The organism is Bacteroides cellulosilyticus, from assembly GCF_020091405.1.
Taxonomy (GTDB): Bacteria; Bacteroidota; Bacteroidia; order Bacteroidales; family Bacteroidaceae; genus Bacteroides.
On the sequence record NZ_CP081903.1, the window covers coordinates 1,660,230 to 1,681,180 of the forward strand.

Genomic DNA, 20,951 nt, shown 5'->3' on the forward strand with positions numbered 1-20,951 from the left:
AATGCATATATTGGTTGGTTGCTTTCAAATATATTATATTTGCAGCATCTAACAGTAATATTATGAAATCACGGCTGCTTATATTCTTTCTTTTTCTTTCTATTTTTAATATATATGCTTCAGATGTGAAGTTTTATAATATTAATACGATGTATGGAATTTCCATGCGGGAAATGGCTTCTGTCTGCAAAGATGAGAATGGCTTTATTTGGGCTTCTTCTAAAACGGGTATATTGAGAATTACGGAAAGTGATTATCGCATTTATCAGCTTCCTTATAAAACTGCCAATATCATAAATGTCAAGCTGGCCTATAATAACTCGTTTTTAATAGCATATACGAATAATGGGCAATTCTTTCATTATAATGAACTGTATGACCGGTTTGATTTATTTCTGGATCTCAGAATATCTTTCAATAATACTTTTTTAAGTGTAGGCAAAGTCATTATTGATGATGAACAGGCTCTCTGGATTCCTACTTCCGGAGGATTGTGCAAATATAAAAATGGAATGTTTACTCAAATAGGTGAGAAACAAACTATGACACAGAGCATAGCACCTTATGATCAGACACACTTACTTGTAACGTATCAGGATAGCATTGGTTTGCTGAATATGAATACATTGGAGCGAAAAAGTGTATGTGAAATAAATAATACTTTTCAGATAAGCAGTCTTTTTTATGATAATAAAGGAGAGGTTTTATGGATAGGAACTTCTACTGACGGTCTTTTTTATCTGGATATGCAAAAAAAATCGTTATTGCCATTTTCTGATTTTCCAAAGCAGCCAATCGGAGTGATAACGGAAAGTTCTGATTCGACATTATTGGTTGGGATTGACGGACAGGGAGTATGGGAATTGGATAAGGATAAAAAAACGGTTCTGAACATTCTGAAAGAAGATATTGATAATCCTTTCTCTCTTCGCGGGGATGGAGTTTATGATATTTATTGCGATGGTAAGCAGAGAGTGTGGGTCACTACCTATACTGGCGGACTTTCTTTCTTCGACTGGAAATCTCCTTTAATTAATCAAATTACCCATCAGGTTAATAATCCGAATTCTTTAGGGAATGATAATGTAAACAAGATACTGGAAGATAGCAAAGGAGATATCTGGTTTGCTACGAATAATGGGATAAGCAGGTGGAGAGTAGCCACTAATGAATGGGATACTTATTATCAGAATAAACAGGAACAGGCACAGGTCTTTCTGGCTTTATGTGAAGATGATGAAGGAAACATTTGGGCGGGTTCGTTCTCATCCGGATTTTATGTTTTAGATCGGAATACTGGAAAAGAATTGGTTCATTATCCACGGAATACATCGGATTTGAAGTCTGATGGTAAATTTATAATGAATATATATAAGGATAGCGAGGGTGATATCTGGATTGGAGGTATCCAAGATGTAATATGTTATTTAACGAAAGAAAAACGTTTTCATACGTATGGTGCACAGCCCATGCGTACGTTTATGGAGTTTTCTCCGGGAAAAATGTTGCTGGCTTGTACTTATTCTGTGCTTTTGTTAGACAAAGAAACGGGGAAAATCACTTTTTTACCGGAATGCCTTGCACAAGATCTTTTAGTAATGGAGGATGATATTTGGGTGGCTACTTCCGGAGACGGATTGCTACACTATAATTACACGAATCGTGAAACTCATAAAATAACAGTGGAATCCGGATTGCCATCTAATTATGTTAACAGTGTCATGTATGATAATGGGTATTTATGGTTAGGTACGGAAAATGGTTTGTGTCGTTATAATCCTGCCGACAGCACGGTGCATACTTATTATTCTACTTTAGCTCTTTCCAGTGCTTCGTTCAATGTGAATGCCAGCTGCAAATTACGCAATGGTGAGTTGATGTGGGGTACAAATAATGGGGCAGTAATGTTTAATCCTGATAAATTATATCATACCCAGCTCAACGGGCAGATTTATTTCCAGAATATCAATATTTCCGGCAGTTCTATCAGAGAAAATCAGGATTTGTTGCGTGGAATCCCGGTAAATAAGCAAACAGATATTTCATTCAAATATGATCAGAATACTCTGACGCTTGAGGTATTGCCTATTGGTGTTTCTTCCAAAGAAATAAAATTTTCATGGAAAATGGAAGGGCTTGATGCGGAGTGGTCACATCCTTCCAGTCAGCAAATAATTACTTATACCAATATTCCTAATGGAAATTTCCGGCTTAAAGTAAGAATGTATAATAATTCACTTTCTCAGATAGTCGATGAACGTACATTGGATATACACGTTATTCCACTTTACTGGCAGACGTGGTGGTTTCGCCTGGTGATATTCATTATTATAATGAGTACTACTTTCTTTGTGCTTAAATTCTATATAAATCGTTTAAAACAGCGCCATGCCGAAGATAAGATTCGTTTTTTCACAAATACCGCTCATGATCTTCGTACATCGATAACGCTGATAAATGCACCTATTCAGGAATTGAATAAAGAGGAAGAATTGTCAGAGAAAGGACATTATTATCTGAATCTGGCTATGGAACAGTCTGAACGTTTATCTAATGTTGCAACCCAACTTCTGGATTTCCAGAAAGTAGATATGGGGAAAGGACAACTGTTTTTGGTAATGGTTGATGTTGTTAATTTGGTATATAGGCGGAAAACAATGTTCAAGTCTACAGCGGGAAAAAAGAATGTTATATTGGAGTTTGTCTCTAACAGGGAATCTTATATGTCAGCTGTCGATGAATTGAAAATAGAGAAGGTCGTTGATAATTTGATATCTAATGCAATCAAATATTCCCATACGAATGGTAGGGTGGAGCTTACATTGAATTGTAATGAGTACTATTGGAGCTTGGAGGTGAGAGATTATGGATTGGGTATCTCGGATAATGCTCAAAAGAAGCTGTTCAAAGAGTTTTATAGAGGAGATAATAAGGTTAATTCACGCATGGTAGGTTCCGGGATAGGCCTGTTATTGGTGAAGAATTACGTTTTGATGCATGAGGGAAAAGTCTCACTTGAAAGTAAGGAGAATGAAGGTTCTTTATTCAAAATAAACATCCCTTATAAAGAAGTGGTTGAGGTTGCACCTGTTGAACATGAAGAACCGGGCAATATAACATCTGCCGATGGTCTGTCTGATCAGTCGGAATATAAACAGGAAGATGATAGATCCGGAAAGAGGAAATCTATATTAATCGTAGATGATAATAAAGATTTGCGGAACTTCCTGAAGTGTTCTTTTGAAAATCAATATTACATTTTAGAGGCTGGCAATGGCAATGAAGCATGGGAATTGCTTCAGAAGGAATCTCCCGAATTGATTATTTCGGATGTGATGATGCCTGATATGGATGGGTTTGAGTTATGTAAATTGATCAAATCTACTTTTGAAACTTCGCATATTCCGGTAATCCTGTTAACTTCACTTTGTGATAAAAGTGACCAGTTGGAAGGTTTAGGTCTGGGGGCAGAGGATTATATCACAAAACCTTTTGATATCTCACTTTTGGAGCAACGGATAAAGTCCCTTATGCGAAACAGGGAAATTGTCAGAGAGAGAGCTTTGAAATTGATAAAACCGGAGAATGATGAGCAACAGGTTATTCTGGCGAATGAGCTTAATGATCAGTTTGTGAAAAAAGCCGTGGAGGTGATTCATAATAATATGCAAAATTTGGATTTTGACAAAGAAAGCTTTGCTATGGAAATGCATGTGAGCGGTTCACTATTATATAAAAAAATAAAAGCATTGACAGGTCAATCACCTATTGACTTTATTAAATCCATTCGTTTAAACCGAGCTTTAGAATTACTCCAATCTCATAAATACACTATCACAGAAGTTAGCGAACTTTGTGGTTATTCTAGTATCAGTTATTTTAGTACAGTATTTAAAAAGTACTTTGGTAAGTCTCCTACAGAGGTGTGATTTACTTCTTTTTTCCTCTTTTTTATTATTTATTAGTTAGAATATCTAATATCTAAAATTATATATCTAATATCTAAAAGTGTATTGGGTACACTTCTGTAGCTTTGTGCATCAATGTACGGAATGTATATTGATGGAGTTATTGTTATGTTAAATCTAATCAAGTTAATCTTATGAAATGTATGTATGATGATGACGGTTAAGTCAGCTATTATGTAAAGACTGTAAAATCAGAGATAACCGTAGTGATGCATATCACTTTCGGTAATCTGTAATGAATTTCATGTGGCTTTGACATTTAAAGGGGGGCTGGTGTCAATGGCTGCCGTTATGAATAAAAAACATAGAACCCCATTACTTATATATTATGAAGAACAACAAGCTTTATTTTGTTTTTCTTTTCTTAAGTATTTTGTTCGCAAGTTGCAATGGCGAAGAAGTAATTGAGAAATGGCCTGAAATAGGCAGCTATTATGATTCGAGCAAGCCTATTGAGTTAAAATCCATGTCACCCGACTGGGGAAGAATCAACGATTCTTTTATTATCAAAGGAAACTTTCCGGTTGACACGACCAGAAAAGTCAAAGTTTTCTTTGCCGACAAGGAAGCTGTTATCGTAAACAACAACGGAAATGAACTGTATGGGCTTATCCCCAAGCAGTTTCCCGGCTATAACGAGATAACATTGGAAGTGGATGGCAAAAGGTATACATCTGATAATGTGAAGTTTAAGTACTATCAGACTCAATCTGTGAAAACAATATTGGGAAAATTTGGTGAAAATACCTGGACATCGTCAAATGATTGTAAAATAGATGAATTCCGAATGGATGATTCTTCAGGAATTGTAGCTGTTGCAGGACAAAAGAGTGATAATTTCATTTTCTATGCAGGAGTATGGGGCGATCGTACTTATTTTGTGTCATTAGAGGATAATATGGTGATGCGTCTGACTTCTATTGGTTTTATGGGTTCTGTTGCAGTTGATAATTCAAGAGAAAAAGTGAGCATCATGCCTCGTGATGGAGGTGAGTTATACACAGCCACCCGTGGGGATGGATGGACTATAAACTCTCTTGGTCTCAAAATACCTTCTTCAAACAGTTGCGTGGGGGTATTGACTTATGCCGAGGATGACCGCTATGTGTATGCAATGTCCGATGATGGTCTTTATGAAGTGGATTTGACAGATAAAAGTTATACAAAATTAGTTACTCCATCAGATTACCCGGCTTTTAATGGAGTGAATCTCGGTCAGTGGGAACATTATCTGACTTACAGTAAATATGATAAGTGCTTTTTTGCCTCTTATCCTGAGAATAATGGCATTCTGAAGATATGGAAAGATACTTCGGGTGCATGGCAAGTGGAACGCTATGCCGGCTTCCAACCGGGATGGTTGAATACAACTTTTGGGGATCGATTGACGGATGCCGTATTGAAACAACCTTGCGGAATGGCGGTGAATAGTTACGGTGAACTCTATGTATGTTGCAAAGCGAGCCATTGCATTGTGAAAATCAAAGGAAGGCTTGTTTCTTTGGTAGCGGGAGTTCCCGATCGGTCAGGAAGACTAAACGGATTCCCTACGGATGCAATGTTTGATAATCCAGTGGATATTGCTTTGGATTCGGAGGAGAACTTCTTCATTTGTGAACGATCTTCAAATGCAATCCGGAAAATGACAATTGAATAAAAGTAGAAATCATATAAAATGAATCAAGATGAAGATTAAACATATATTACTGTTTCTCATGGCATGGGTAAGCTCTATGAGTTTGGCCTATGCGCAACAGACTGTGGTAGCTTCTGGTTCGGTTATGGACGAGAAAGGCGAACTCTTAATCGGAGTATCGATTTCTGTAAAGGAAGTTCCTTCTATGGGTGCTATTACGGATATTGACGGTCGTTTCAAGATAGGGGGTATCAAAGCCGGGCATACGTTGGTCATATCCTATGTGGGGTATGATCCTCAGGAGATAAAAATGAACAAGAGCAACGAGCGCATGCGCGTAGTGTTGAAGGAGAGTTCGAATGTAATGGACGAGGTTGTGATTACGGCATCGGGTAAGGTACAGAAGAAGATTAATGTGACAGGTGCCATTACCGGAGTTGAGGTGGCTACGCTGAAAACTCCTGCCACTTCCATAAGCAACATGTTGGGCGGACGCGTTCCGGGCATCATTTCCGTTACACGTAGTGGAGAGCCGGGCAAGGATTTCTCCGAGTTCTGGGTACGTGGTATCAGTACCTTTGGTGCCGGACAGGGAGCTTTGGTGTTGATTGACGGTGTCGAAGGCAACTTGAATACGCTTGATCCCGAAGACATTGAGAGTTTCTCTATCTTGAAGGATGCCTCTTCTACGGCGGTTTACGGTGTACGTGGTGCCAACGGTGTGGTATTGGTAAGTACCAAGAAGGGTAAAGCCGGAAAACTGAATTTGCAGGTAAAGGCAAATGCCGGTATCTCTTATTCTCCTCGAATGCCCAAATATGTACGTGCTGCGGAATATGCGGCACTCGCCAACGAAGCTGCCGTGACACGTGGACGTATTCCTGTCTATTCCGATGTGGATGTGGATTTGTTCGGGAACCACATGGACCCTGATTTTCATCCGGATGTGGATTGGAGGGATGTTATCTTGAGAGATTATACCTGGAACCAGCAATACTTCCTGAGTGCGTCGGGAGGTGGTGAAGTAGCTCGCTATTACATCAGTGCCGGTTTTACGACAAAAGATGCCATCTTTAAACAAGATAAAGGGGTAAACAAATACAATACGAACGTAAACTACAACAAGTTCAATTTCCGTGCTAATGTGGATGTGAATGTCACTTCCACCACTACGCTTTCGCTGAATGAAGAGAGTGTGATTGTTACTCAGAATTATCCGGGATATGGAAACGACAGTAGGGTATTGTGGCAGGCACAATCCAATCTGACTCCGGTGACAGTACCGTTGATGTACACCACAGGGCAGGCACCTGGATATGGCACTGATAAATCGAATATTAGTCCGTATGTATTGTTGAATATGACGGGTTATCGCAAGTTCTATTCCAATGATAATAAAATCACGATGCAGCTCAATCAGGATTTGAAGATGATAACTCCCGGACTGAGTATTGCAGGATTGGTCAACATTAATTCGATAGGTGCGAGAACCCAAGTTCGCGAAAAAATGCCGGCCATTTATTATGCTCATGGTTATAAACGTGATGGAACACTCGATTTGGAGAAAATATCTGATGCAGTGGAGCCCTATTATACAAATTGGAATGACACTGAGCGTAGAATTTATTGGGATTTCCGACTGAATTACGACCAGACATTTAATAAGGTACATAAGGTGGGTGCTTTGGTGAAGGCCGAATGGAGCGATTATGAAGCATCGAAATATAATAAATTGCTGACTGCTATCCCTAAACGATATAATAGTTACTCAAGCCGTTTCTCTTATTCGTATGATGATACTTATATGGCCGAATTTAATATGGGTTACACCGGTTCGGAGGCTTTTGAGAAAGGTAAGAAATTTGGTTGGTTCCCTGCTGTTTCTATAGGTTGGGCTCCCACGCAATATCGCTTCTGGCGTAATAAGAACAATTTTATCAATTATTTCAAAATCAGGGCTTCGTATGGTATAGTAGGTAACGACCGCCTCACTTGGGACGACTCGGTACGTTTTCCCTATCTTACTTTGATTGGTTACACAGGTTCCGGCAGTTGGAATAACGGTTCCGGTTTGACCGAAACGCAAGTAGGTTCCAGCAACCTGCGCTGGGAAAAGGCCAAGAAAGCTAACATCGGTATTGATGCACGTTTCTTCCACGAACGTTTTGAGATGACAGTCGATTTCTTCCAGGATATACGTTCCGGTATTTATCAGCAACGCCAGAGTGTACCGGAAGAGATGGGACTTCCGTCATTGCCTTGGGCCAATGTGGGTGAAATGAAGAGCTGGGGTATGGATGGACATATCTCATATACGCAACCTTTGGGTGACAATGACAAATACCTGATTGTACGTGCCAACTATACACAGTCCATGAACAAAATCACCAATTTCGAGGAAGACCTTAAGAAATACGATTACCAATCAGCCGTAGGATATCAAAGTGGAGTTAACCGAGGCTTGATAGCTTTGGGCTTGTTTAAAGACCAGGCAGATATAGATAATAGTCCTCGTCAGGATTTTGGCAATTACTTGCCGGGTGACATCAAGTATAAGGATGTCAATGGCGATGGCATTGTCAATTGGGATGATATTGTACCTTTGAAGTATTCTTATGTGCCTCAGATACAGTATGGATTTGCCACAGAGTTTAACTGGAAGAACTTCAATGTAAGTGTCCTGTTCGAGGGGGTAAGCCGCGTGACTTATTTTAAAGGTGGAAATATGTATCAGCCATTCTCGGGTAGTACAGCCGGTAATGTGATTACAGATTTTGCCAACCCGGCAAACCGATGGATTTCACGTGAGATCTCAGGCAACCCTGCCACCGAGAATCCGAACGCCAAGTACCCTCGTCTTTATTATGGAGGTAGCAGTAATAATAGTCAATCATCTTCTTTTTGGTTGTCTGATGGTAGTTACTTGCGTCTGAAGAATGTGCAAGTCTCTTATACACTCAAGAACCAATTCCTGAAAAAGTTTGGTCTCCAGAAAGCAGTAATTAGTGTGATTGGAGACAATTTGGCAGTTTGGTCTAAAGAGAAGATGCTGGATCCTGCACAAGCGGGAGATAATGGAACAGTCTATCCTGTCCAGCGAGTGTATACTTTACAGCTTAATCTTTCATTCTAATATAACCTGACAATTATGATAAAATTTGGAAATTATAAAAGAGAATTCGGTTTTCTCGGCAGAATAGCCGCAATAACCGTTATTTTGGTCTCAAGCATTATGTTCGGTTCGTGCGAAAAATACTTGGACATTGACAAATATGTGTACGATCAGACCACGCTGGACTCCATTTTCCTTTCCCGCTCCAGAACGGAAGAGTATATCAATGGAGCGGCTGCACTGCTTCCCGATGAATCAATACTTATGAATGGTTGGGGATGGTCTTCTACATTGCCCAGTGGATTGGGCTCAGATGAAGCAATCGTTCCGTTCGTAACGAATGGAAATGCTATACTTTATGATGAAGTGAAAGAAACGAACTCATGGTTTAATCCGTGGCCCGGGTGCTATAAAGGAATCCGTAAGGCCAACATCGTATTGGAGAATATATCCAAAAACCAGGAGCTTACCGAGATGGAAATGCGTGATTTCAAGGGAAGGGCTTATTTTCTGCGGGCTTACTTCTATTTCTATTTGGTAAGATTGTACGGGCCTGTGGTTGTACTTCCCGACCGTCCTTTCGATACGGACGAAGATGTAGCGTCAGTTTCATTCGAGCGTTCCACTTACGATGAGTGTGTAGAGAAAATCTGTGCCGACTTTGAAGAAGCAGCTAAATTGCTGCCTGCAAGTCGTATAGATGCATTGCAGTATATACCTACCAAGGGTGCTGCTTTGGCGTTCAAGGCTCGTATGCAGCTCTATGCTGCCAGCCCCCTTTTCAATGGTAACAGTTACTATTCCGATTGGAAAGACTCAGAGGGGAGGAATTTCATTGCCCAGACGGAAGACAAGGTTAAGTGGGGAAAAGCTGCCGCCACGTTCAAGCGGATTATTGATATGAATAAGTATGCCATTCATACTGTATCCAAAATAGTGAATGAAAAGGGTACAGGCACATTGCCTCTTCCCGAGACGGTATCTGATGCCGACTTCCCTGATGGAGCCGGAGGTATAGACCCCTATAAGTCATACAAGACGCTGTTTGATGGTACTTACCAGCCTGAGTTGGTTAAAGAATACATCTATTTTTCAAAAAATAATGGAAACTATATTCTTGTGACACCTTCCAAATTGGGGGGAATATCTTCATTTAGTGTTACTTTAGATATGATTGATGAATACCGGATGGCTGACGGTAGACCGTTTAGTGAAGCTACTCAGGCGGAAAAATCATGGCAGGCAGTGGGACAAGATAAAACATTCTCGTCAGATTATCTTCTTTCCGGAAACAGAGCTCATCGTGATGATGGTCGCGAACCGCGTTTTTATGCGGCTATTGGTTTCAATGCTTGTATCTGGCCTACAACTTCCCACCGTGACGGTTTGTCAGCAGGTACCAGAAACTATGTTACCGACTATTACTACGGAGGTAGTGCATCTGATATGAATAATAATGATAACAGAACCAGGACCGGATATACCTGCCGGAAATATGTGCATCAGGATGATTGTATCTTTTGGAATGGAGTGGTAAAAGCGAAGACTTATCCGATATTCCGCTATGCCGAAGTATTGTTGGGGTATGTAGAAGCGATGAACGAAATGGAAGGTTCGTATACGGACGAAGATGGGCAGGTGACGGTTACTCGTGATGTGGATCAAATGGTGAAATATTTCAATCAGATTCGTTATCGTGCCGGTCAACCGGGAATCACAACTGCCGATGCAGCCGACCAAAGCAGGATGCGTGAACTAATTAAGCATGAAAGGTTGATTGAGTTTGCTTTCGAAAGTCATCGTTATTGGGATTTGCGCCGTTGGAAAGATGCCTATGACGCTTACAACAAACCCATCAGAGGATTGGATGTAAGTGCTCGCGAATCACAACGCGAACAGTTCTATACAGAAAGAATCTGGAATACAGAAAAAACCATGAAACGTATGTTTTCCAACAAGATGTATCTGTGGCCGCTTGACAGAAATGTGCTGAGAAAGAACGGTAAGTTGGTACAGAACCCAGGATGGAATTAAAATGAAAACAATAAAAGCTGATAATATGAAGAGAATAGCATTTTTTTCGATAACCTTGCTGTTGGCATGTATGGCGGGTTGCGACAATAAAATACCTATGGAAGAGAATTTATGGCCCGAAACGGTTTATCTGGTTGGGGCAAAAGATAAGATTATAAATAGAGATCTGAATATAGGTTATGAAAAAGATACCATATATGCATCGGTTGCCATCAGCGGTTCGCTGTCTACCAAGGAAGATATAACTGTTACTGTTGAAGAATTTCCTTCTGGTATTGAAAGTTATAACCAGAAAGAACTTGGTTCGGGTGATATAAAGTATCGTACGTTGACAAATGGTATCTATAGTTTTCCGCAAGAAAATGTAATTGTGAAAAAGGGTGAAGCCTATGGCACGTATCCTGTTCACATTGACCCATCCACTTTGCATATAGATTCGCTCTATATGATGGCGTTTAAACTTAGTGGAACATCTCGTTTTGAACTGGCTAAAGAAGATACAGTGGTGCTAATCCGTCTGAATCTGATGAATGACTATTCAGGGCTTTATTATATGGACGGTGTGATTAAGCCTGCTGATAATCCAAAGGATTCCGTTATCTATAAGTCGCCTCGCACGTTGCAAGCTGTAGTCGATGGTAACACTGTACGTATGTATCATCAAAAGAATGAATGGTCGAAAGGTGCTACAGACTACAGACCCGATTATTGCTTTAATATCACCGTAAATCCGGATAATTCAGTAACCTTAACGTCTTGGGATAAGTTTAACCTTGTCAGTGGTGGCGGTAAGTATTACCCCGAAATGGAAGTGTACGATTTGTGGTATACTTTCAGAGAGGATGGTATGTTGAAGAAAACCCGGGGATTTGTGTACAAAGAGCGTAAGAACGATGATGAAGTACGCAAGATAAACGACTGGATGGAAGAAAATAGAAAGTACGATTATTAGAAAGGTGTTTTTAAGGTAAAAAACAGATTGTGACTTTTTTATTATCATTAGTTTAAGAATGGTGCTTCGTGAGAAACACCATTCTATAAGTAAATATTGTCAAATTTTTAAAGCAGAACCATTATGAAGCATTTATTTTATTGTTTGTTTCTGATGCTATTATGTATCGGATGTAAAGGAGAAGATGATCCGATCATAGAAGAAAAAAATGACCCTTCGTCTGCAACGACAAGGGGGCCGTCGGGTTCTCTTGATTTATCATTGTTAGGGAATGTTGTTTCTATTTCTTGGAATGAGCCATTTGGTAAGTATGTTGGTATCGAAGTAGGAGTATCTACTGAGTCTGGTATGTCATTGGGTTCATTTTCAAGTAGTAACGACTCTGGAAGTGAGAAGTTTTTTGTGTCCTCTATTGCATCATACAGTGGACCTGTGATAGCGACAGTAAGAGGTCGTTCTTCTAATGGATATGTTGGTCAACCAATAACTATTTCACTCGGCATTATGAATGATCCTGCTGCTCCACCAAATTGTAGTCATGGATATAATCCACGATATCCAGTATTAAGTATAGGCGTAGACTTGGAGCATAATTTCTATTTTTCGAGAGGAGAGTTTCCTAAAAGAGCGTTATTGTTATATATCTTGCATGTTCAGAGTTTCGATCATTATGAATCCCTTCCTTATTACCCTTATACCCCTAACCCTGTATATGATGTTGAAGATATTACGAATTGGGTTGATCTCCCGGTTCTTACTTCATCTATGTCCGAGGTAATAAAAATTAGCCATCCACAATTAGATAGATTTTGGGATCGTCCGGATGCGACTTTCACTTTAGATATTCGTCTTTACGATGGAGGGTGTCCCAAATTGTCTCCTGGTAATGGTTCATCATTACCAGCATGTACAAACTATTGTGTGTATAAAACAACTAATTTAGAGCCTTTGAGCCAAATAGTCCGTTCTGTAAAAATGAGTCAAGTTTTGGATGGAGTAGTTTATTATCCAGATTCTCCAATGCCTACTTACTAATAAGTACTTGTGAAATCTTTCCATTGCTTTCTTCCTTGTTTTCCATTGGAAAACAAGGAAGAAAGCAATCTGTTACTCTATAATGCTGATAATGAGAAAGTATTCGTGTTAATCTGTGTATTCTGTGGTGAATTAATAATTAAAAAGAAAAAATAATGAAGAACATTGCGAACAGTTCTGTCAAATACATGGTATGGTTGTGCTGCCTGATACTGTCTCCCAGCCTTTGGGCAGATGGTACCGCTCCCCAGTCTGTACCGACAGATACCCTTGAAAATCTGTTCAGAGAAGAAATGTCGCATTTCCCTCAGGAAAAGCTTTACCTTCAGACAGACCGTGGCATTTACATGTCCGGTGAAACCCTTTGGTTCAGGGCACATTTAGTAGATGCTCTTATGTTAAAGCAAGCTAATGCCAGTCGATATGTATATGTAGAGTTGGTGAATCCGTTGGGCAACTTGGTGGAGAGAGTGAAAATAAGACCGGACTCTTTGGGGTGTTTTTACGGACATATTCCATTGGGTGAGGACCTGCCGGAAGGCAACTATTCTCTCAGAGCCTACACTTGGTTCATGCAGAATATAGGTGAAGAGTACTTTCCTCATAAACTGATTTATATATCCGATCCCGTATCCGAAGCGATATCTCCGGAAATCAGTTATTCTGCTGAAAACAACGACGTTCATGCGGAAATACATTTTCTCAGTAAACCGGACAACCGATCCGTCACTCCTACACAAGCCATTCTTTTCCCCGATGGAGACAGGGACAAAAAAGGAAAAGTCTTATCATTGGAAGGGGAAAATATCCATTACACTTTCAAGAAGAAGGAGATTCCTGCTTCGCGCACGTTTTTGTTGCAGACAGTGTATGACGGCAAAATTTCCAATCGCTATTTCAAAATCCCCGAATTGAGTAAAACCTTTGATGTGGCTTTCTTCCCCGAAGGAGGTCATGCAGCTCAATCCACCACAATCAAAATGGCATTTAAGGCCATCGATGCAGATGGTTTGTCTACAGAGGTAGAAGGTCAAGTATTTGACGAAGAAGGTCAGGTATGTGCCGATTTCAAAAGCCAGCATTTGGGTATGGGGAGTTTTCGGATGTATTATGTTCCCGGAAAAAAGTATCATGCCGTTTGTAGTGACGGAACAGGCGTTTCCAAGCGTTTTGATTTGCCCGAACCTTCTCCGGATGCTATCTCCCTGAACACACTTTGGTCTAAAGATTATTTGCGGGTAAGTCTTTCCAAATCACCCGATACCCCATTGGGCACTTCGCTGACACTGGTGGCGCATTTGCGGGGTATCGTTCTGTATGCACAACCTTGGGATGATAAACAAAATTATGTTGACTTTGAAAAAGACTTTTTTCCGGCAGGCATCGTTCATTTTCTGCTGGTTGATGAAGGAAGAAACATTCTGAGCGAACGTTTAGTGTTTTCTCTGCAAAAAAGCGCGCTGGCGCAGACTGAAGTCCGGCTCGACCGCGAAAACTACTTGGCAAGAGAGAGGGTAGATATGGATATACAGATTAAAGATATAAACGGAAACCCCATGTCAGGCAACTTCGCACTTGCGGTTGTTGACAGAACAGATGTGAAGCCGGATACCGTTTCCAACATTGTTTCCACCTTATTGCTCACTTCCGATCTTAAAGGACACATTGAGTCACCGTTGAGTTACCTGCAAGACAACCGCAGTTCTTCCTATGCCCTGGATTTGCTGATGATGACACAAGGCTGGCGGAAATACAACATACCGGAGGTATTAAAAGGCAAAGTAACCAGCGCATTGCCCTATAATTTGGAATTGGGCGACGAAGTTTCCGGTAAAGTAGAGGGCTTGTTTTCTGCATTGAAAGAGGGAAATATCTCTTTGCTCGCCCTTAAAGATTCACTCATCGGGACAGAACTGACGAAGCCTGACCGGAATGGGCGGTTTGTATTCGATAAACTGGAATATCCCAGTGGTACTCACTATATTGTCCAGGCGCTCAGCAAGAAAGGTTCTTCAAAAGTCTTTATTGAACTGGACCCCTATAAATCATTTCCTGCCCCTAAAATCGGATTTATTCCCCGCATTGAAAAACCACATATAGAAGAAAACTATATGGCAAAGATGGACCAAAAATATACTATAGAAAATGGAATGAGAGTTTATAATCTGGCGGAAGTGATAGTGACAGGTAGAAGAGAGAGAGTTGTAAAAACGGAATCTCCCTTTTATTCGGTGGGAGTTTCGAAGGTGCTGACGGAAGAGGATGTAAAAAAAGGACATTTTATTTCTACATACGACCTCTTGCGACGTTTGCCGGGTATTACTATCACGAATAATGAAGTGCGTTATCGATTTGCTCCGGTCATGGTGTTGCTGGACAATGTTCCCGAAGAAAACTTTGATTTTGACCTGTTGGACGTGGATGACATCAAAGATGTTTTTTACTCCCCTGCCACTTCTATCGGTCCTCTTTACGGGTCGGCTGCGGGAAATGGTGCCATAGTAGTCACTACGAAGAATGGGTTTGTACAGAAAAATAAAATGAATAGCAACATGCAGACTATTACTACTTTAGGTTATCAGCAAACTGTAGAATTCTACTCACCGGCGTATGACACGGAAGCAAAGAAAGAATCCGTCAAGCCAGACTTACGTTCTACGATATACTGGAATCCGAGCGTGCAGGTTGATGAATCGGGAACTGTTCACGTCAGCTTCTATACAGCTGATTCTGCTGCCGATTATGGGGTAGTGATAGAAGGTGTTTGTACATCGGGCAATCTCATTTATTCAGGTGAAAAAGTAATATCGCGGCATAGCGATTCTTATTAATTTTTTGTTGAAGTAATTTAAATATATAGCTTATGAAAAACATTACAAACGTATTTTACGAATTTCTTATAGCTTTATGCTGTTTGATGTCTTCTTCCGCACTTTGGGCATGGGAAGATATGTCAATGCCTCGACTGCATGTTGAAGGCCGTTACCTGGTAGACCCGCATGGGAATAAAGTGAACCTGCATGGGTTTGCACAGACCTATAGTCCGTGGTTCAATGAGATGGGGCAGAAGTGGGACAATTATGATGTGGAGAAATGCTTGAAATACAATCAAGGGTTGATTGATGACATTATGGCTGCCGGTTGGAAAATGAATTTTCTTCGATTACATATGGACCCGTATTGGTCAAATTCTCCGGGAATTCATGTAGAAGGAGAGAATGACATTTCAGCATTCGATTTCAATCGGTTTAAAAACTATCTTGATAGGGTATTTATTCCGATGGCGGAATATGCTGTCTCGAAAGGACTTTATGTAGTCATGCGTCCTCCCGGAGTATGTCCGGAAAAAATAGCTGTGGGAGATGAGTATAATCAGTATCTCATTAAAGTATGGACACACGTAGCCCAGCATCCGAAATTGAAGAATCATCCCAACATTATGTTTGAACTGGCCAACGAACCGATTAATATACTTGGTCCCGATGGTACTTATGGAGCCGGTTCGCAGGGACACTTCGATAAACTGAAAGAGTATTTTCAGTCGGTGGTAGATGCGATGCGTGCACAAGGTTGCGGTAACATTCTTTGGATACCTGGCCTGGGTTATCAAGGGTTGTATAAAGGATTTGCCGTCAATCCTATCGAAGGAGATAACATCGGTTATGCGGTACATCTCTATCCGGGCTGGATGGGAAGTGATGGAGAAAATGGGGATGGTGGTTCCAGTACGGGAGGCTATGAACCTTTCCAGAAAGGATGGGATGATTCCGTAGCTCCGGTAGCATCATTCGCACCTATCATGATAACAGAAATGGATTGGGCACCGTCAAAATATAACGCTTCGTGGGGGAAGGCTCATACCGGTACATTCGGTGGTCCCGGTTTTGGAGCAAATATGAAACATATTGTAGATAATTCGGGTAATGTAAGCTGGCTTATTTTTACGGGTGCTGATTTGTTGGCAAAATTTAAGGATGTACCGCCCGCCGAAGGAGAAGCATATACTTTCCTGACCGATCCGGAAGCCTGTCCGTGGCCTACCTATCATTGGTATCAGGAGTATGCAAAGGAAAATTATCCACGTCCTGATTTTACTTATCAGTCACATAGTGATAATGGGGATGGCACATACACTAATCCTGTTATATTCGGTGACTTTCCTGATCCGGATGTAATTCGTGTGGGTGATGTCTATTATATGGTATCCACTACTATGTACATTTTCCCCGGAGCCACCATTCTGAAATCTTATGATTTGGTGAACTGGGAGTATTGCTGTAATCCGTTGGAGCGCATAGAGGCATCCGATGGTTATAATCTTGAAAATGGTCAGAACCGTTACAGCCGTGGCCAGTGGGCAACAGCTCTTCAATATCACAACGGCAAGTTCTATCTCCTGTTTACTACACTGGATGAAGGTGGATACCTATTGACCACTACCGACATTGAAGGTGAATGGGAAAAGAAGAAGTTAAATGATGGTTTTTATGATTGCGGATTGCTTTTTGATAATGATAAAATATACGTAGTTTACGGTATCAACCAGCTTCGTATAGCCGAATTGGATGAAGATTTCAATAAAATTCCCGGCAGTGATAAGGATGTGGTTAAATGGTCTTTCCGCGAAGGGCTTGAAGGGAGCCGTTTGTATAAGATAGGTGAGTATTATTACATTTACTCTACGTATGGAGGATGGCCTGCTTTTCAAACTGTTTTCCGCTCCAAGGATATCTACGGACCTTATGAGGAAAAGAAGCTGATAGACGATGACAACATTCATCAGGGAGCTTTGGTAGAAACGCAGACCGGAGAGTGGTGGACTATGCTTTTCTATGATAAAGGTGCTTATGGACGATTCCCTAACCTGCAACCCGTAAAATGGGTGGATGGCTGGCCTGAAATAGGTGAGAACGGAAAAGGAGTCACTACCTATCGTAAGCCCGATGTTGGCAGGGAATACCCCATAAAGTCATTGCCTACCAATGATAATTTCAGGCATTATAAATTAGGACTGCAATGGGGATGGAATCATAATGCGGACAGATCAAAATGGTCGTTGACTGAACATGCCGGTTATTTGCGGTTGTATACGGCAAATGTTACCGACAGCCTGCATAAAGCCAAGAACACATTGACTCAGAGAATTCTGGGGTATCCTCAGGACTTGGAACATTCCTATGGTACGGTCAGGATGGAGATAGGCGAGATGCAGGAAGGCGATGTGGCAGGATTGGCAGTATTTCAGGACCCTTATGCGTTTATTGGCGTTAAAGTCATAGATGGGCAGAAGCGGTTGGTTTATACCACTGCCCCTGTAGTATCGTCGGCTGCAAAATCGGAGCAGATAGGAGAAGTGGTCACTGAACAGGTAATCTATTTGCGCGCTATTGCCAATTACAACACAAGTAGAGCAAGCTTTTATTACAGCCTGGACAACAAGACCTATACAAAATTTGGGGATGACCTAAACATGAAGTATGATCTGACGGTATTCACAGGCAATAAGTTCGCTATCTTTAATTATGCAACTGCCCAGACAGGAGGCTATGTGGATGTAGACTGGTTCTCTACCGAACCGGAGTTTGATGAAGCATTCTATTTTGACGACTCTTTTGAGGGGTATAGTGAAGAATCATTGACCTTAATCGAATTGACCATCAATGGAAAAGAAGAGCTCACTTTGCTTACCGGAAGTTCTTCTACAATTACAGTGAAAGGAATATATGTCGATGGCCATACGGAAGATATTACCATGGCGGCCGATTATGAAAATCAGAATCCGGATGTCATACGTGTAACTAACGGACGTATAATGGCTTTGCAAGATGGAGAGAGTGATATAATTATCAGTTATAAAGGCCCTTTGGGTGACCGTCAGTCTTTAAAGATTCATGTAACTTCTTCTACTTTTCCGCTAACCGCAGAACTGTTTAATCCCAATATTTGGGAGACCGGTTCTTTTGATGAGAATACACGTACATTGGTGACCGGACAGTATGGTTTCGGTGGCTGGTGGTACGATAACGGTATTGATTTGTCAGAATATAAATACGTTGTGGCAAAAATAGGCAATGATAACTCAAACAACGGTGCTTCATTTCGTTTATTCGATGAGAATAGCTATTGGTCGGGAGCTGCTGAGTATGAAGTTAAGAACAGTAAGCAAGTGGTTGTTGATTTGAATAATATGTATAAGAGTAATTCTAAAGTGAAACTTGATCCGAGCCATATCTATGGTGTAGGTTTCTGGTCGTTCGGCGGCAGCCCTATTATTATCGATAAAGTCTATCTGACTAATTCCGATGATTACGAAGATCCTACGGGCATCGAGGATGTGACCGTGGATAAAGATCCTCTGGTAGATGTCTATACCATTACGGGAATCAAGCTTCGCACTCAGGTGCGCAGAAGTGAGGTGATCCGGGAACTGCCTGCAGGAATTTATATTGTAGGCAGAGAGAAGATTGCCATATTGAAATAATTCTTTTCTGAATTTTTATGTTGGCATCACTCTGTTTATAGTGACTGGAGTGATGCCACTATTTTATAATCGATGCGATATGAAAGAAAACTGGAAATATGTGATAATAGCTATTTTAGCAATGACTTTATCGTCCATTACAGGATATGCGCAAAATCCGATTGTGCAAACCTGTTATACTGCGGATCCGGCTCCGATGGTTTATGGAGACAGGTTTTATATATATATCGACCGGGATGAAGGGCCTGATTATTACAATATGAATGAGTGGAGAGTCTATTCTTCGGCTGACATGGTGAACTGGACTGATCATGGAGCTCAGCTTCCCTTGACTGCTTTTTCGTGGGCGAAAGCCGGAACCGCATGGGCTGCTCAGTGTATAGAACGGTATGGCAAATTCTACTGGTATGTGTGTTGCACAGATACGGAGTCGAATATAAATGCTATCGGAGTTGCTGTTTCCGATAGTCCTACCGGTCCTTTTAAGGATGCACTCGGAAAGCCGATGATTTCCGGCGGATGGGGATATATCGACCCTACCGTTTTCATTGACGACGACGGACAGGCTTATATATATTGGGGTAACCCCGGCCTTTTTTATGTGAAAGTGAATGAGGACATGATTTCTTATAGTGGGGATATAGTTGAAGTGGAACAAACGGTGGAGGGATTCGGAGGGCCTAAGGAGCCGAAAGAGGGAGTGCAGTATAAAGATTTGTATGAAGAAGGACCTTGGTTTTATAAGCGTGGAGGAAAATATTATTTGTTGTATGCGGCTGGAGGGGTACCCGAACACATTTCTTATTCAATGAGTGACAGCCCGACAGGACCCTGGAAATATATGGGAAAGATTATGCCGTTGCAGGATACGAATAGTTTCACTAATCACTGTGGAGTAGTAGATTTCAAGGGAAAATCTTATTTTGCCTATCATACCGGTTGGCTTCCGGGAGGCGGTGGTTTTACCCGTTCGGTTTGTATAGAAGAATTTAAGTATAATGAAGACGGGACGATTCCTACAATTATGGCTACCAAAGAAGGTGTAGCACCGGTAGGAACATTGAATCCTTATCTGAAGACGGAAGCCGAAACAATGGCTTGGGGGCTTGGGCTGAAAACGGGCCAAGACAGCAATACAGGGGTTTATGTTACTTCCATTCGTAATGGCGGACGGTTGAAGGTTCGTGAAGTAGACTTTGGAAACATTGGTGCCGGAATATTTACGGCAAGTGTTGCGAGCGGTTCGAAAGGTGGGATGGTAGAGTTGCGTCTTGATATGCCTGATGGAGAGTTGATAGGAACTTTATCTGTGTCATACACCGGTGGCTGGACTCAATGGAAAGAAGAAAGTACAAATATCATTGGCAGTGTGACAGGTAAACATGATTTGTGGTTTGTATTTAAAGGAGACGGTGCAGAAGAGCTTTTTAATATGGATTATTGGCAATTTGCCGAAAAAGAACAAAATAAAAGTCTGGTGGCTTTAAATGCTTCCATTGACCAGTTTAAGATTGATATTCTGCCTGGGAATGTGCATACGGCAAATATTAAGGTTATGGCCATATACACTGATGGTACGGCCACAGATGTTACGGATGAAGCGGAGATTAGAGCGGTTACTCCGGGAGTCGTATCCGTCAATGGTGGTGTGGTTACGGGAGTCGCTTATGGAAAAACGGATATTGAGGTAAGCTATGGTGGTAAGTCTTCCATATTGAAGTTGATTGTCAGGG

General features: G+C 41.0%; 8 protein-coding genes and 1 pseudogene. All 9 read left to right on the forward strand.

The window, feature by feature from the left end:
- The first annotated feature begins 62 nt into the window (after nt 1-62).
- Nucleotides 63-3,929 carry a hybrid sensor histidine kinase/response regulator transcription factor gene (locus tag K6V21_RS05725; RefSeq protein ID WP_224321187.1) on the forward strand — a complete coding sequence of 1,289 codons (3,867 nt, stop codon included), beginning with the start codon at nt 63-65 and terminating at the stop codon, nt 3,927-3,929.
- 367 nt (nt 3,930-4,296) lie between these two features.
- Nucleotides 4,297-5,625: an IPT/TIG domain-containing protein gene (locus K6V21_RS05730; protein ID WP_224321188.1), complete on the forward strand. Its 1,329-nt coding sequence runs from the start codon at nt 4,297-4,299 to the stop codon at nt 5,623-5,625.
- Nucleotides 5,626-5,653: 28 nt separating this feature from the next.
- The gene (locus K6V21_RS05735; protein ID WP_224321189.1) at nt 5,654-8,737 is read left to right on the forward strand and encodes a SusC/RagA family TonB-linked outer membrane protein; all 3,084 of its coding nucleotides are present in this window, start codon (nt 5,654-5,656) and stop codon (nt 8,735-8,737) included.
- Between the two features lie 15 nt (nt 8,738-8,752).
- Nucleotides 8,753-10,750 carry a RagB/SusD family nutrient uptake outer membrane protein gene (locus K6V21_RS05740; protein ID WP_224321190.1) on the forward strand — a complete coding sequence of 666 codons (1,998 nt, stop codon included), beginning with the start codon at nt 8,753-8,755 and terminating at the stop codon, nt 10,748-10,750.
- A 25-nt stretch (nt 10,751-10,775) separates the two neighbouring features.
- On the forward strand, nt 10,776-11,702 hold the full coding sequence (locus K6V21_RS05745) for a BT_3044 domain-containing protein (RefSeq protein ID WP_224321191.1): 927 nt from the start codon (nt 10,776-10,778) through the stop codon (nt 11,700-11,702).
- A 123-nt stretch (nt 11,703-11,825) separates the two neighbouring features.
- Nucleotides 11,826-12,737: a hypothetical protein gene (locus K6V21_RS05750; RefSeq protein WP_224321192.1), complete on the forward strand. Its 912-nt coding sequence runs from the start codon at nt 11,826-11,828 to the stop codon at nt 12,735-12,737.
- Nucleotides 12,738-12,892: 155 nt separating this feature from the next.
- Entirely contained in the window at nt 12,893-15,568 is a 2,676-nt protein-coding gene (locus tag K6V21_RS05755) for an MG2 domain-containing protein (protein ID WP_224321193.1), read from the forward strand.
- Nucleotides 15,569-15,600: 32 nt separating this feature from the next.
- Nucleotides 15,601-19,218 (forward strand): family 43 glycosylhydrolase, encoded by a 3,618-nt coding sequence (locus tag K6V21_RS05760; protein ID WP_224321194.1) that lies wholly within the window; start codon nt 15,601-15,603, stop codon nt 19,216-19,218.
- Nucleotides 19,219-19,297: 79 nt separating this feature from the next.
- Nucleotides 19,298-20,668 (forward strand): annotated as a pseudogene (locus tag K6V21_RS05765) (glycoside hydrolase family 43 protein); the annotation flags it as partial.
- Between the last annotated feature and the right edge of the window lie 283 nt (nt 20,669-20,951).